Below are 14,025 nucleotides of genomic sequence, written 5' to 3' on the forward strand. Positions count from 1 at the left end.
ATTCGCATGCCGGCCTCAAACAACGCTCGTTATGGGAGAGTTACGAGGAGATGAAGCAATGCGCCGCTCCCATGCGACACACAAGGAAAACACGTTTGCCGGTCAGACGAACCAACCGATCAGCGGCGCGGCGAACACCGTGGCCACACCGCCCAGCATCATGACAAGACTGGACACCACACCTTCTTCGGCGCCGATCTGCTGCGCCTTGGCGGTACCCGCGCCGTGCGCGGCGGCCCCGAACAACGCGCCGCGGGCCAGCCGCGAGCGCACCGGCAACCAGGCCAGCATCGCTTCGCCCATCAGCATGCCGCACACACCGGTGATCACCACGAAGACCGCCGTCAGGTCGCTCGATGCGCCGATCGAATCGGCCGTGGCGATCGCGAACGGCGTGCTGATCGAACGCGGAGCCAGGCTTTTTTGCAGCGCTTCGGGCAGATCCAGCCAGCGAGCCAGCCACACGGAGCTGATCACCGCGGCCGGCATGCCGACCGCCACGCCGCAGCACAGGGACAGCCAGTGACGGCGGATCAGCGCGCGGTGCTCGTAAATCGGCACGGCGAAGGCCACCGTGGCCGGCCCCAGCAGCCAGGACAGCCACCGCGTGTCCTGGAAATACGTCGGGTAGGGAATGCCTACCAGCAGCACCGCCGCGATGAGCAGCAGCGGAACCGCGAAAATCGGCGTGCACCACCATTTTCGGTTGCGCAGGTAAATGCGTTTGACGCCCCAATAGCAAGCGACCGTGGCGACAAAACAGGCCAGCGACATCAGGTCAAGCATGGGTCAGCCCCCTGCGGATGCGACGCTTGAGCCGTAATTCGATGCGATAGCACCGGTCCACCACCAGCGAGGTCACGGTCATGACGATCGCGGTCGAGGCCACGATCACCAGCAGGATTTTCCAGCCCTCGCTCAGCACCAGATCCGGGAAGCGGACCACCGCCACCACCGCCGGGATGAAAAACAGCAGCATCTCGGCCAGCAGCCAGCGCGCGCCATCGCGGCACCATTGTACCGGCAGCCATCCTGTCCAGAGTGCCGCCAGCACCAGGAGCATGCCCAGTACTCCGGCGGGCACCGCTGGAAGGAAAAGCCGGCTCAACAGGCTTGCCGCCATCCAGACCGCCGACAACAGCGCCACCTGAACGATGGTTCTGGCACGCGGCGTCAAACGGAACTTCAAAGCGGTAAACATAGTCGAGTCACACAACACAACACAGAATGTCGTTAGTATAACCAGCTCCAATTCATTCTAAAAATGAATTAATATTATTAAAATAATTCCAAAAAGGAATGAAAATGGATATCCGGGGTTTGCGGTATTTTGTCGAGGCCGTCAGAGCGAAAAGCTTCACCCGCGCAGCGGAAAACCTCTATGTCACGCAGCCGACCATCAGCAAAATGATGAAGCAGCTGGAAGAGGATCTGGGCGTGCCGCTGTTCATCCGCGAAGGCAAGCAGTTCCGCCTGACCGACGCCGGTCAGCTGGTCTACCGGCGCAGCGAGGATGTGCTGCTGGCGATGGCGCGCCTCAAAAGCGAGCTTGCCGATCTGGCCGAACTGGAACACGGGGAACTGGTGGTCGGCCTGCCGCCGATGATCGGCGGCGCCTTCTACGCACCGGTGGTGCGGGCATTTCGCGAACGCTATCCGGGGATCGAACTGAAACTGGTGGAAGACGGGGCGCTCGCCATCGAAAGCAGCATCCGCGACGGCAGTCTGGAAGTGGGTGTGGCGGTGCTGCCCGTCGACCGGGACACCTTCGATCACATCGGCTTCGTCAAGGATACGCTGCGGCTGATCGTTCCTGCGGGTTCGCGCTGGGCCGGACGCGCGCGTGTCAAACTCGCCGATATCGCCGATGAACCAATGGTATGCTATCCAAAGGACTTCACGCTTTCGTCCCGGATCGAGGACGGATTCCGGCGCCTTGGCAAAACCGTGAACGTGGCGGGGCGCAGCGCCCACTGGGACTTCATCGTCGCCATGGTGGAAGCGCGCCTCGGCATCGCCCTCTTGCCCTCGACCATCGCCGCCCGGATCGCCGGCCGGCCGCTGGAAGCCATCGAACTGGACGAAGCGCAGATCGTCTGGCACCTGGGCCTCATCTGGAAAAAAGACAGTTACCTGTCCCACGCGGCGCGCGCCTGGATCGCGCTGAGCCGCACCATGCTAGGAACCGCACCGTGAAACATTACTGGCCCGTCGCCGCGCTGTGCCTGAGCCTTGCCGCCTGCGACACCTACCGCTGGCAGAAACCGACCTTCACCGTCCTCGACATCCGGCCGGTGCGCGCGTCGCTCGCCGAACCGGAACTCGACCTGACACTCGACATCGGCAATCCCAACGATCGCGTCATCACCGCCACCGGCCTCGCCTTCGACCTGAAAATAGACGGCCGCCCGGTCGCCAGCAGTGTCCCTTCGCCGGCGCTGACCCTCGCGCCGGGCGCCGCCACGCGCGTCACGCTCCGGGTCAAAGGGCGCCTCGAGGAGCTCTTGCCGCTTCTTGCCCGTTACCGGGAAATCCGCCGCGACGGGGTGGCCTACGAGCTGGACGGACGTGTCGAGGATATCAATGGCAAAGGACCGATGCCGTTCAAAAAACAAGGGGTCTGGAAATCCAGACCCCCTGCCGACCGCTGACCGGCGGATTTACAGCTTGAAGCGGCCAAAGGCCGACTGCATGCTGCGCGCCAGTTCGTTGAGGGTAACGAGCGTCTCGCGCGCCACCTGCAGCGAGGCATCCGAGTCCATGATCTGATTGTTGATGGATTCGGTGCTTTGCGCCATCGCGGTGGTCGCGTTGTGCTGCTCGCTGGTGGAATGGGCGATCGCGCTGATATTTTCCACAACCTGGTTCATGGTGCCGCTGATCTTGTCCAGATGCTCGCGCGCCGACTGGGTCAGCGCCACCCCGACGCCCACCGTTTCCACCGTCTGGTCCATATTGTCGACCGCGCGGCCGATTTCGTTGAGGATGGTCTCGATCATGCCGGTGATTTCCACCGTCGCCTTGCCGGTGCGCTCGGCGAGCTTGCGCACCTCGTCGGCCACCACGGCGAATCCCCTGCCCTGCTCGCCGGCGCGCGCCGCCTCGATCGCGGCATTGAGTGCCAGAAGGTTGGTCTGATCGGCGATGTCGCTGATCACGCTGGCGATCTGGCTGATTTCCTGACTGCGTTTTTCCAGGGACCCCAGCAGTCCGGAGAGCTCGCCCACCGAATCGGACGTGCGGCTCATCTCGTCGTTGATGCGCATCATGTCCCGCGCGCTGCCCTGCGAGGCTTCGCCGGTCTCGCGGGCCAACTCGTCGGTGGAGCGCGCCGCGTCGGCGATGTAGGAGATGCTCACCGTCACCTCTTCGATGGCGGCGGCATTGGAGCTGGAGATGTCCGCCAGGCGGTTGGAGTCCGCCGCGAGACGATCCACGGCTCCGCCCACTTCGATCACGCCCTCGGCCAACTGCACCGCTTCACCGCGCAGCTCGCGGAACATGCCGTTCAGTCGCTCGACGAAGCTGTTGAACGCGGCGGCGGTTTCCGCCACCTCGTCCTGGCCCGCCACCTGGATGCGGCGGGTCAGATCGCCCTCTCCCTGGGAAATTTCCTTCATGGCGTCGCGCACCCGCAGCAGACCTTGCAGAAGACGGCGCAGATAAGCCGTGCTCAGAAGGGTCAGCACCACCAGCACGCCGGCCACGGCGCCGGTGATCACCCACAACATGCGGTAAAGCGGCGCATCGACTTCGGACTTGTCGACCGCCACACCCAACAGCCAGTCGGTGCCCTCAACGGTCGACAGTTCGACCAGGAAATCCTCGCCGTCGATCGTCATCTGCGTCGGCGCGTGCGACTGGGACTGAGCCTTGATCTTGTCGGCATCAAGCGCTGGAATCAGCTCGGTGATCGGCTTGAGTTCGTTGCCAGGCTTGGGATAGGCAATGATCTTGCCCTCCCGGGTCATCAGAAAGGCGTGACCCTTGCCCGGCAATTTCACGCTGAGCACGGATTGGGCGAGGTGGCCGATCTGGATATCGCCGCCCAGTACCTTGTTCTTGCCGTCGACCTTGTGCGCCAGCGTGATCACCAGGTCCTTGATATCGGCGCTGGCGGCCTTGTAAGGCTCGGTCACGATGGTTCCGCCGGTTTCGGAGGCTTTCTTGAACCAGCCGCGGACATTCGGATCGTAATCGGGCGAGGGTTTTTGCTTGCCCGGAATCGAATACACCATGCCTTTGGTATCGCCATCGCCGACGAACAACTGGGTAAATCCGCCCCCTTTGGCGAGCTGTTCGAGGTAATAGGTGGTGGCCTCCTCATTGGCATGCGTCAATCCCGCTTCGATCATGCTTTTGCGAGTCTTGATCCAGTCCGAGATGAAGGCGGACTGGCTGCTGACCACCAGTTCGGTCTGCCGGTCGGCTTCTTCATACGCCTGATTACGAAAATTGAGGCCCGCGATGAGCGCCACGCTGAAGCTGGCCAGTGTCACGGCGACACCGAGCAGCACGGTTAGCTTGCTGGTAATGGATTTCATGGTGCGTTCTGATCCCGTCTTGTGTATGCGGTGATGTTATTGGTGTTATTTTGGCGGCATTATAAGCATACGATTGCCTATTTATCTGTTGTGAATAGTGGCATTACCTGTGAATTTGCGTAAATGCAACGATTTAAATCGCCCCTCTCTATTTGTCATACAACATTTGAATTTAAAGCTCAAAAAAAAACGCCAGTCCCGAAGGACTGGCGTCGTCTGGCCGAGCCGTTGCGGCGATCAGGCCATGCCTTTGCTCTTGAGCAATTCGAGCATGGTGGTCCCGAGTTCGGCCGGACTTCGGGTGTAGGCGATACCGGCCTTTTCGAAGGCCAGGAATTTCTCTTCGGCCGTACCCTTGCCGCCGGAGATGATCGCGCCTGCGTGGCCCATGCGCTTGCCCTTCGGCGCGGTGACACCGGCGATGTAGCCGACCACCGGCTTGGTCACGTTCGACTTGATGTACTCGGCCGCCTCTTCTTCTGCGGTGCCGCCGATCTCGCCGATCATGATGATCGCTTCGGTTTCCGGATCGTTCTGGAACAGTGCCAGCGCATCGATGTGGTTGGTTCCGGCGATGGGGTCGCCGCCGATGCCGATGCAAGTGGACTGGCCAAGGCCGAGCTTGGTGGTTTGCGCCACGGCTTCATAGGTCAGGGTGCCGGAGCGCGAAACGATGCCGATACGGCCGCGACGGTGGATATGTCCCGGCATGATGCCGATCTTGCACTCGCCCGGGGTGATCACGCCTGGGCAGTTCGGCCCGATCAGGCGCACGCCGCCGGTGGTTTCGATGTAGCGCTTGGCCTTGAGCATGTCCAGGGTCGGCACGCCTTCGGTGATGCACACGATCAGCTCGACGCCGGAATCCACGGCTTCGACGATGGAGTCCAGCACGAACGGAGCCGGTACGAAGATGACCGACGCGTTGGCGCCGGTTTCCTTCACGGCTTCTTTCATGGTGTTGAATACCGGCTTGCCCAGGTGCTGGGCGCCGCCCTTGCCCGGGGTCACGCCGCCGACGATCTGGGTGCCGTAGGCGAGGCACTGTTCGGCATGGAACGTGCCATTCTTGCCGGTGAAGCCCTGAACCAGCACTTTGGTGTCTTTATTGACTAGAACGCTCATTGATTTGACTCCTTATGCGCAGGTTAGGCCTTGACGGCTTCCACGATTTTCTGGGCGGCGTCGGCCAGGCCTTCGGCCGGAATCAGCGCAAGACCCGATTCGGACAAGAGCTTGGCGCCAAGCTCGGCATTGTTGCCTTCCAGGCGAACCACGACCGGAACGGTCACATTCACTTCCTTGACGGCGGCGATGATCGCTTCGGCGATCATGTCGCAACGGACGATCCCCCCGAAAATGTTGATCAGCACGCCCTTGACCGACGGGTCGGCCAGGATCAGCTTGAACGCTTCGATGACGCGTTCCTTGGTCGCGCCGCCGCCCACGTCGAGGAAGTTGGCCGGCTGGCCGCCGTAGAGCTTGATGATGTCCATCGTGGCCATCGCCAGGCCCGCGCCGTTCACCATGCAGCCGATGTTGCCTTCCAGCGCGACGTAGTTCAGTTCGAACTCGGACGCCTTGAGCTCGCGCTCGTTTTCCTGGGAGGTGTCGCGCTGCGCCAGCAGATCCTTGTGGCGGTACAGGGCGTTGGAGTCGAGGTTGATCTTGGCGTCGACGCACGCGAGGGCGCCGTTTTCCCGTACCGCCAGCGGGTTCACTTCGAACAGAGCGAAGTCATTTTCGACGAAAGCTTGGTACGCGCCCAGCATCAGCTTGGTGAAAGCGGCGATCTGCTCGGCCTTGAGGTTCAGCGCGAAGGCCACTTCGCGCGCCTGGCAAGGCTGCATGCCGACGGTCGGGTCGACGGTGACCTTGAGGATCTTCTCCGGGGTTTCCTCGGCGACCTTCTCGATCTCGACACCGCCTTCGGTGGAGGCCATGAAGGTCACGCGGCGGCTGGAGCGGTCGATCACCGCGCCCAGGTACAGTTCGCGCTCGACAGGGTACATGTCTTCGCACACCAGCACCGAATTGACCGGCTGGCCGGCGGCATCGGTCTGATAGGTCACAAGGTGGGTGCCGATCAGCGCCTTGGCGACCTCGGCGGCTTCTTCGCGGCTCTTGACCACTTTCACGCCACCGGCCTTGCCGCGTCCGCCGGCATGGACCTGGGCCTTGACGACGGCAAACTTGCCACCGAGCTTGTCGTAAGCGGCAGCGGCTTCTTCCGGCGTCGAAGCCAGAATGCCCATTTGCACCGGCAGGCCGTATTTGGCCAGAAGCTCTTTCGCTTGGTATTCGTGCAGGTTCATCTATGGTTTCCTTTCGGTGGAGACGGGAAGGCGGCAGCAACGCCTTCCCCTTTATCCCTTCTTAATCATCCGTAGCGGGACTGGCCGGCATGATAATCCCATGTCAGGGCCGGCGAAAGTCCCGCGGCGCGTCAGCCGTGCAGCGCGCGCTTGTCGGCGGCCAGCGCCGCCTCGTGCACCACTTCGCTCAGCGACGGATGGGCATGGACGATGCGGCCGATGTCTTCGCTGGACGCCTTGAACTCCATGGCGACCACGCCCTCGGTGACGAGTTCGGAAGCCATCGGGCCGATCACGTGCATGCCGAGGATGCGGTCGGTCTTGGCGTCGGCGAGGATCTTCACCGATCCCTTGGCCTGGCCGAGGCCCAGCGCGCGGCCGTTGGCCATGAAGCCGGACGAGCCCTTCTTGTACTCCACGCCTTCGGCCTTGAGCTGCTCTTCGGTCTTGCCGACCCAGGCGATTTCCGGCGAGGTGTAGATCACCCATGGAATGGTGTTGAAGTCGATGTGCGGCTTCTGTCCGGCGATGCGCTCGGCGACCGCCACGCCCTCCTCGGACGCCTTGTGCGCCAGCATCGGGCCGCGCACCACGTCACCCACCGCCCAGACATTGGGCAGGTTGGTGTGGCAGTGCTCGTCGACCACGATGAAACCGCGCTCGTCGGTCTGCAGGCCCACGCCAGCGGCGTTGAGGCCGTCGGTGTTGGGCACACGGCCGATCGACACGATCAGCTTGTCGAAGGTCAGCGATTCGGCCTTGCCGTCCGCTTCGAAAGCGACGCTGACGGTCTTGCCGACCTTCACATCGCCGATCTTCACGCCCATGCGGATATCGAGGCCGGTATCCTTGGTCAGGGTCTTGAACGCCTCCTTGGCGATCTGCTGGTCGGCGGCGGCGAGGAACACCGGCGCCGCTTCGAGGATGGTCACCTCGGCGCCCAGGCGCTTCCACACCGAGCCCATTTCCAGACCGATCACGCCGGCGCCGATCACGCCAAGGCGCTTGGGCACCGCGGACAGATTCAGCGCGCCCTCGTTGTCCAGCACGGTCACGTTGTCGACCGGCGCCTGCGGCAGCTGGCGCGGACGGGAACCGGTGGCGACGATCACGTGGGACGCCTCGATGGTTTCCACCTTGTCGCCGTCGGCGACTTCGATCCGCCACTTCTCGCCTTCGCGGCCGGCGAGGCGTCCGAGGCCGTGCAGACTCGTCACCTTGTTCTTCTTGAACAGCATGCCGATGCCGCCGGTCAATTTGCTGACGATGCCGTCCTTGCGCTCGATCATTTTCGCGGTGTCGAAGCTCGCGCCCTTCACCGAAATGCCGTGATCGGCGAAATCGTGCGACAAGGCATGGAAGTGTTCGGACGACTGCAGCAGCGCCTTGGACGGGATGCAGCCGACGTTCAGGCAGGTGCCGCCCAGGGCCGGCTTGCCGTCCTTGCCCTTGAAGGCGTCCACGCAGGCGGTCTTCAGGCCCAGCTGGGCGGCGCGGATGGCCGCCACGTATCCGCCGGGGCCGGCGCCGATTACCACTACATCAAATTGGCTCATCGATGGTCTCTCTCGCTTACAGGTCCAGGATCAGGCGTGCCGGGTCTTCCAGCATGTCCTTGATGGTCACCAGGCTCAACACGGCTTCGCGGCCGTCGATGATGCGGTGGTCGTACGACAGCGCCAGATACATCATCGGGCGCACCACGACCTGGCCGTTTTCCACCACGGCGCGTTCCTTGGTCGCGTGCATGCCGAGGATCGCGGATTGCGGCGGGTTGATGATCGGGGTCGACATCATCGAGCCGAAGGTGCCGCCGTTGGTGACCGAGAACGTGCCGCCGGACAGGTCTTCGAGCGACAGCTTGCCGTCGCGGGCCTTCACGGCGAAATCGGCGATCTGCTTCTCGATCTCGGCAATCGACATCTGGTCGGCATTGCGCAGGATCGGCACCACCAGACCGCGCGGGCTGCCCACGGCGATACCGATATCGTAATAGCCGTGGTAGATGACGTCATTGCCATCCACCGACGCGTTCACCACAGGGAATTTCTTCAGCGCCGCGACGGCGGCCTTGACGAAGAAGGACATGAAGCCCAGCTTCACGCCGTGTTCTTTCTCGAACTTGTCCTTGTACTTGGCGCGCAGGTCCATCACCGGCTTCATGTTCACTTCATTGAAGGTGGTGAGAATCGCGTTGGTCTGCTGCGACATCAGCAGGCGCTCGGCCACACGCTGGCGCAGGCGGGACATCGGCACGCGCTGCTCCGGACGCTCGCCTTGCAGGCCGGCCACATTGACGGCGGCCGGGGTCGACGCGAGCGCGGTGCCCGCCGGCGCGGCGGCCGGGGTCAGCACCGGGCCGGACTGGGCCGGAGCCGGACGGGCGGCGGCCACGTCCTCCTTGAGGATGCGGCCGTCGCGGCCGGAACCGGCGACACCGGCCAGATCCACGCCGGTTTCGGCGGCGAGCTTGGCGGCGGCGGGCATGGCGATGCCGGCGGCGGCGGTCGAAGCCGGAGCCGGAGCCGCAGCGGCGGGAGCCGGCGCGGCGGCGGCAGGGGCGGTCGCGCCGGCGGTGGCGGCGGTGTCGATCCGGGCGATCAGTTGACCGGAGGTGACGGTCGCGCCGTCCGCGCCGATGATTTCAACGAGCACGCCGGCCTGCGGAGCGGGCAACTCCAGCACCACCTTGTCGGTTTCCAGATCGATCAGGTTTTCGTCGCGATTGACGAACTCGCCGGCCTTCTTGTGCCAGGACATCAGGGTGGCTTCGGATACGGATTCCGGCAGCTGCGGGACTTTGACTTCAATCAACATGTTCTTCTCCGTTGCGGGCGGCATGACGCCGCCCCGTGTCTTCTCGGTGGATGCTTATTTGGCCAGTGTCATGGCTTCTTCGAGGAAGGCCTTCAGCTGGGCGACGTGCTTGCTCATGTAGCCGACCGCCGGCGACGCCGAGGACGGACGTCCGGCGAACGACAGCGACTGCTTGTTGCCGAGCAGGCCTTCGAGGCGATGGCGGATCTGGTACCAGGCGCCCTGATTGCGCGGCTCTTCCTGAACCCACATCACGTCCTTCACGCCGGCGAAGCGCGCCAGCTCCGCGGCCAGCTGCTCGGTCGGGAACGGATAGAGCTGCTCGATGCGCACGATGGCGATCTCCTGCTCCAGACCACGCTCCTTGCGGGCGTTGAACAGATCGTAGTAGACCTGTCCCGCGCACAACACCACGCGGCGGACCTTCTTCGGATCCGCGACGGTCGTGTCGCCGATCACCGGACGGAAACCGCCGGTGGTCAGGCTGTCGATCGGGCTCATCGAGTCCTTGTAGCGCAGCAGGCGCTTGGACATGAAGATGATCAGCGGCTTGCGGTACGGACGCAGCATCTGGCGGCGCAGCACATGGAACATCTGCGCGGCTTCGGATGGCATGATGATCTGGATGTTGTGCTCGGCGCACAGCTGCAGCCAGCGCTCAAGACGGGCCGAGGAGTGCTCCGGGCCCTGGCCGTCATAGCCGTGCGGCAGGATCAGGGACAGACCGGACAGGCGGCCCCACTTGGTCTCGCCCGAGGAGATGAACTGGTCGATCGCCACCTGGGCGCCGTTGGCGAAGTCGCCGAACTGGGCCTCCCAGATCACCAGCTGGTCGGGCGCCGAGCAGGCATAGCCGTATTCGTAGGCCAGCACCGCCTCTTCGTTGAGGATCGAGTCGATGACTTCGAAGCGGCCCTGGTTGTCGGCGATGTTCGCCAGCGGAACGAACACGCCCTGGTCCCAGCGCTCGCGGTTCTGATCGTGCAGCACCGAGTGGCGGTGCGAGAAAGTGCCTCGCCCGGAGTCTTCGCCGGAGATGCGCACGCTGTAACCGCTTGACACCAGCGATGCGTAGGCCAGCGTCTCGGCCATGCCCCAGTCGACGTTCTGCTCGCCTTCGGCCATCGCGCGGCGCGCCTTGAGCACCTTGTCGACCGTCGGGTGCAGCTTGAAGCCTTCCGGCACGCTGGTGGTCTTTTCCGTCAGCCGCTGGATATCCGCGAGCTGCAGCGTGGTGTCGGTCGGATGCGCCCAGTGGGTGCCGGCGTACTGGCTCCAGTCGAGCGCGTGTTCGCGGCGGTAGTTCGACAGCACGGTCTGCTCGACATGCTCGCCCTTGTCCAGCGCGTCGCGGTAGGCGCGAATCAGGCCTTCGGCCTCGTCGGCCGCCAGCACCCCCTCGGTCACCAGACGCTCGGCGTACATGGCGCGCACGCCGGCATGCTTGGCGATCTTCTTGTACATCATCGGCTGGGTCAGGAACGGATCGTCGCCCTCGTTGTGGCCGAGCTTGCGGTAGCACACGAGGTCGATCACCACGTCCTTCTTGAAGGCCATCCGGTAGTCGAGCGCGGCCTGCATCACGTAGCAAACGGCTTCCGGATCATCGCCGTTCACATGGAAGATCGGCGCCTCGATCATCTTCGCGACATCGGTACAGTACAGCGTGGAGCGCATGTCGCGGGTATCGGACGTGGTGAAGCCGACCTGGTTGTTGATCACGATGTGCAGGGTGCCGCCCGTGCCGTAGCCTCGGGTCTGCGACAGGTTGAAGGTGCCCTGATTGACGCCGAGGCCGGAAAAGGCCGAGTCGCCGTGGATCAGCACCGGCACCACCTGGGTGCGCTCGGTGTCGCCGCGGCGTTCCTGGCGGGCGCGCACGGAGCCTTCCACCACCGGGTTGACGATCTCCAGATGCGACGGGTTGAACGCCAGCGACACGTGCATCGGACCGTGCTGGGTCGGAATGTCGCTGGAGAAACCCATGTGGTACTTCACGTCGCCGGAGGCCAGCTCCATGGTCGGCTTGCCCTCGAACTCGGCAAACAGGTCGCGCGGCAGCTTGCCCAGGGTGTTGACGAGCACGTTCAGGCGGCCGCGGTGGGCCATGCCGATGATCAGTTCCTTGACGCCGTGGGCGGTGCCGTTCTGGATCAGATGATCAAGCGCGGCGATCGTGCTCTCCCCGCCTTCCAGCGAGAAGCGCTTCTGGCCGACGTACTTGGTATGCAGGTAGCGTTCGAGGGTTTCGGCGGCGGTGATCTGCTTGAGGATGCGTTTTTTGGTGGCGGCATCGTAACGCGGTGTCGACAGGTCGCCCTCGAAACGCTGCTGCAGCCACTTTTGCTCGTCGGAGTTCGAGACGTGCATGTACTCCAGGCCGATATTGCCGCAGTAGGTCTGCTTCAGACGCGACAGGATTTCCGACAGCGGCAGCTTTTGCGGGCCGACCAGCGAACCCACGTTGAACTGCACCGCCATGTCGGCGTCGGTCAGGCCGTGGCTCGCCGGATCCAGTTCGCCCAGGGTCTTCTGATCCATGCGCAGCAGCGGATCGAGATTGGCCTGGCGCGAGCCGAGGCCACGGTAGGCGGCGATCAGCTTGAGCACGCCGACCTGCTTTTGCATCGACTCCCACTCGGCGACCGGCGAAACGCGCTGACCCGCGGCCGGCTTTTTCGCCAGCTGCACGAAGGACTCCTGGATCGGCAAGTGCGGCACGTCGCGTTCGGCGGCGCCGGGCGCCTGCGCGAGCTTGTCGAAGTAGTTGCGCCATTCGGCCGGAACGGCGTTCGGATCCGCGAGGTACTGCTCGTACAGTTCCTCGATGAACGGAGCATTCCCGCCGAACAGGTAGGAATGACTGTACATGGCTTGCATCATGAGTTTGACCCTTGGTTATCTGCTTGCGGCGTCATCTGAAAGTGTCCGGGACAGCCGGCCCGCTGCCGTCTGGCCCCGACACTCTGCCGTGCGCCTGTCTTGTGTTCGCTGCACGGGACACCGCGCGGGCGGTGCCCCGTTCGTCACGCGCGCCTCAGCGCTTGTCGACCGGTACGTAATCGCGTCGCGGCGCGCCGGTGTACAGCTGGCGCGGGCGACCGATCTTCTGCTGCGGATCGGAGATCATTTCGTTCCAGTGGCTGATCCAGCCGACCGTGCGGGCCAGCGCGAAGATCACGGTGAACATCGATACCGGGATATTCAGGGCGGACAGCACGATGCCCGAGTAGAAGTCGACGTTCGGGTAAAGCTTGCGCTCGACGAAGTACGGGTCTTCCAGGGCGATCTTTTCCAGTTTCATGGCCAGCTTGAACTTCGGATCGTTCTCAAGGCCGAGTTCGGTGAGCACGTCGTAGCAGGTGCGGCGCATGATGCTCGCGCGCGGGTCCATGTTCTTGTAGACGCGGTGGCCGAAGCCCATCAGGCGGTAACGCTTGTCCTTCACGCCCTGGATGAATTCTTCGATGTTGTCCTCCGAGCCGATCTCGTCGAGCATCTTCAGCACCGCCTCGTTGGCGCCGCCGTGAGCCGGGCCCCACAGGCAGGCGATACCCGCGGCGATACACGCGAACGGGTTGGCGCCCGACGAACCGGCGAGGCGAACGGTCGAGGTCGAGGCGTTCTGCTCGTGGTCGGCGTGCAGGATCAGGATGCGGTCAAGCGCCTGCACCAGCACCGGGTTCGGCTCGTACTTCTCGCACGGGGTGGCGAACATCATGTGCAGGAAGTTGGCGCTGTAGGACAGATCGTTGCGCGGGTACATGAACGGCGCGCCGATCGAGTAGCGGAAACACATGGCCGCGATCGTCGGGATCTTGGAGATCAGACGGAAAATGGCGACCTTGCGGTGCTCGGGGTTGGCGATGTCCAGGCTGTCCTGGTAGAAGGCGGACAGGGCGCCGACCACACCGACCATCATGGCCATCGGGTGGGAGTCGCGGCGGAAACCCTTGAAGAAACTGGTCAGCTGCTCGTGCACCATGGTGTGATGCATGATGGTGTGCTGGAAGTTCTTTTTCTCTTCGGCGCTGGGCAGCTCGCCGTAGATCAGCAGGTAGCAGGTTTCCAGATAGTCGGAATCCTCGGCCAGTTGCTCGATCGGGTAGCCGCGGTAGTAGAGCTGACCCAGATCGCCGTCGATGAAGGTGATCTTGGATTCGCAGCTCGCCGTCGCCAGAAAACCCGGGTCGAAGGTGAACATGCCGGTCTTGGAGAAGGAGCGGATGTCGACGACATCCGGGCCCAGCGTGCCTTCCAGCACGGGCAGGTCGATCGTTTCTTTGCCCTCATTGTGGGTGAGGGTGACTTTGCGGTTGGTTTCCACAGCAATACTCCCAGTCAGGTTG

The 14,025-nt window shown here is 63.4% G+C and carries 11 protein-coding genes; 2 read left to right on the forward strand and 9 right to left on the reverse strand.

The annotated features are described in order from the left end of the window. Positions 1 to 102: 102 nt before the first annotated feature. Both JNO50_RS15185 and JNO50_RS15190 read right to left on the reverse strand, forming a co-directional pair. Entirely contained in the window at positions 103 to 786 is a 684-nt protein-coding gene (locus JNO50_RS15185; RefSeq protein ID WP_189530185.1) for an LrgB family protein, read from the reverse strand. Beyond that, positions 779 to 1,201: a CidA/LrgA family protein gene (locus JNO50_RS15190; protein WP_189530183.1), complete on the reverse strand. Its 423-nt coding sequence runs from the start codon at positions 1,199 to 1,201 to the stop codon at positions 779 to 781. Before JNO50_RS15190 ends, JNO50_RS15185 begins: the two co-directional genes overlap by 8 nt. 104 nt (positions 1,202 to 1,305) lie before the next feature. Between JNO50_RS15190 and JNO50_RS15195 the strand changes: the two genes are divergently transcribed. Continuing rightward, entirely contained in the window at positions 1,306 to 2,196 is an 891-nt protein-coding gene (locus tag JNO50_RS15195; protein ID WP_189530180.1) for a LysR family transcriptional regulator, read from the forward strand. Beyond that, complete coding sequence (locus JNO50_RS15200; protein WP_189530179.1) at positions 2,193 to 2,651, forward strand: LEA/WHy family protein; 459 nt, start codon at positions 2,193 to 2,195, stop codon at positions 2,649 to 2,651. The genes JNO50_RS15195 and JNO50_RS15200 overlap by 4 nt, the downstream gene beginning before the upstream one ends. A gap of 9 nt (positions 2,652 to 2,660) precedes the next feature. On the opposite strand, the gene JNO50_RS15205 is transcribed toward JNO50_RS15200, so the two are convergent. The 7 genes from JNO50_RS15205 to gltA all read right to left on the reverse strand — a co-directional run bounded on the left by JNO50_RS15205 (position 2,661) and on the right by gltA (position 14,003). After that, the gene (locus JNO50_RS15205) at positions 2,661 to 4,544 is read right to left on the reverse strand and encodes a methyl-accepting chemotaxis protein (RefSeq protein ID WP_189530177.1); all 1,884 of its coding nucleotides are present in this window, start codon (positions 4,542 to 4,544) and stop codon (positions 2,661 to 2,663) included. Between the two features lie 237 nt (positions 4,545 to 4,781). Continuing rightward, positions 4,782 to 5,669 (reverse strand): succinate--CoA ligase subunit alpha, encoded by an 888-nt coding sequence (sucD, locus tag JNO50_RS15210; protein WP_189530175.1) that lies wholly within the window; start codon positions 5,667 to 5,669, stop codon positions 4,782 to 4,784. Positions 5,670 to 5,692: 23 nt separating this feature from the next. Continuing rightward, positions 5,693 to 6,859: an ADP-forming succinate--CoA ligase subunit beta gene (sucC, locus tag JNO50_RS15215; protein ID WP_189530173.1), complete on the reverse strand. Its 1,167-nt coding sequence runs from the start codon at positions 6,857 to 6,859 to the stop codon at positions 5,693 to 5,695. A gap of 131 nt (positions 6,860 to 6,990) precedes the next feature. After that, complete coding sequence (gene lpdA, locus JNO50_RS15220) at positions 6,991 to 8,415, reverse strand: dihydrolipoyl dehydrogenase (protein ID WP_189530171.1); 1,425 nt, start codon at positions 8,413 to 8,415, stop codon at positions 6,991 to 6,993. 16 nt (positions 8,416 to 8,431) lie between these two features. Beyond that, complete coding sequence (gene odhB, locus JNO50_RS15225; protein ID WP_189530169.1) at positions 8,432 to 9,676, reverse strand: 2-oxoglutarate dehydrogenase complex dihydrolipoyllysine-residue succinyltransferase; 1,245 nt, start codon at positions 9,674 to 9,676, stop codon at positions 8,432 to 8,434. A 54-nt stretch (positions 9,677 to 9,730) separates the two neighbouring features. Beyond that, positions 9,731 to 12,559, reverse strand: a complete 2,829-nt coding sequence (locus JNO50_RS15230; protein WP_189530167.1) for a 2-oxoglutarate dehydrogenase E1 component — start codon at positions 12,557 to 12,559, stop codon at positions 9,731 to 9,733. A 154-nt stretch (positions 12,560 to 12,713) separates the two neighbouring features. Then, a complete protein-coding gene (gene gltA / locus JNO50_RS15235) occupies positions 12,714 to 14,003 on the reverse strand; it encodes a citrate synthase (protein WP_189530165.1) in 1,290 nt (429 codons plus the stop codon). Positions 14,004 to 14,025: the final 22 nt, after the last annotated feature.

Origin of the sequence: Paludibacterium paludis (genome assembly GCF_018802605.1) — a bacterium.
Lineage (GTDB): Bacteria > Pseudomonadota > Gammaproteobacteria > Burkholderiales > Chromobacteriaceae > Paludibacterium > Paludibacterium paludis.

Excerpts from the sequence above, each read along its gene's own strand:
- JNO50_RS15185 (WP_189530185.1), bottom strand. The coding sequence starts at position 786 with ATGCTTGACCTGATGTCGCTGGCCTGTTTTGTCGCCACGGTCGCTTGC.
- JNO50_RS15190 (WP_189530183.1), bottom strand. The coding sequence starts at position 1,201 with ATGTTTACCGCTTTGAAGTTCCGTTTGACGCCGCGTGCCAGAACCATC.
- JNO50_RS15195 (WP_189530180.1), top strand. The coding sequence starts at position 1,306 with ATGGATATCCGGGGTTTGCGGTATTTTGTCGAGGCCGTCAGAGCGAAA.
- JNO50_RS15205 (WP_189530177.1), bottom strand. The coding sequence starts at position 4,544 with ATGAAATCCATTACCAGCAAGCTAACCGTGCTGCTCGGTGTCGCCGTG.
- sucD (WP_189530175.1), bottom strand. The coding sequence starts at position 5,669 with ATGAGCGTTCTAGTCAATAAAGACACCAAAGTGCTGGTTCAGGGCTTC.
- sucC (WP_189530173.1), bottom strand. The coding sequence starts at position 6,859 with ATGAACCTGCACGAATACCAAGCGAAAGAGCTTCTGGCCAAATACGGC.
- lpdA (WP_189530171.1), bottom strand. The coding sequence starts at position 8,415 with ATGAGCCAATTTGATGTAGTGGTAATCGGCGCCGGCCCCGGCGGATAC.
- odhB (WP_189530169.1), bottom strand. The coding sequence starts at position 9,676 with ATGTTGATTGAAGTCAAAGTCCCGCAGCTGCCGGAATCCGTATCCGAA.
- JNO50_RS15230 (WP_189530167.1), bottom strand. The coding sequence starts at position 12,559 with ATGATGCAAGCCATGTACAGTCATTCCTACCTGTTCGGCGGGAATGCT.